This is a genomic window from Pelomonas sp. CA6 (assembly GCF_022549225.1).
Lineage (GTDB): Bacteria > Pseudomonadota > Gammaproteobacteria > Burkholderiales > Burkholderiaceae_C > Roseateles.
In genome coordinates this window covers 1-287 of record NZ_JAKZFD010000079.1, presented here as the reverse complement: position 1 = coordinate 287, position 287 = coordinate 1, and the positions used below count along the sequence as shown (strand labels likewise).

Genomic DNA, 287 nt, shown 5'->3' with positions numbered 1-287 from the left:
GCAAACCTCAGCTCCGATTGCGGAACTGAGGTTTGCCAACCTGACGTTGAGTGGTGGAGGATGACGGGATCGAACCGACGACCCCCTGCTTGCAAAGCAGGTGCTCTCCCAGCTGAGCTAATCCCCCGTTGGTTCGTGGTGGGTCTGGCTGGATTCGAACCAGCGACCCCCGCCTTATCAAGACGGTGCTCTAACCGACTGAGCTACAGACCCACGATCTACCTGTCGTGTGCCTGCCTCTGTCAGCCAGCCTCATCGGGGCCGGCGTGGCAGGCTCACTCAACACT

Annotated in this window: 2 tRNA genes; both read right to left on the bottom strand. The window is 60.3% G+C overall.

Annotated elements, in window-relative coordinates:
* Positions 1–51: 51 nt before the first annotated feature.
* Positions 52–127: transfer RNA gene (locus tag LZ017_RS21980), tRNA-Ala, on the bottom strand.
* Positions 128–136: 9 nt separating this feature from the next.
* Positions 137–213, bottom strand: a tRNA-Ile gene (locus tag LZ017_RS21975).
* Positions 214–287 lie beyond the last annotated feature (74 nt).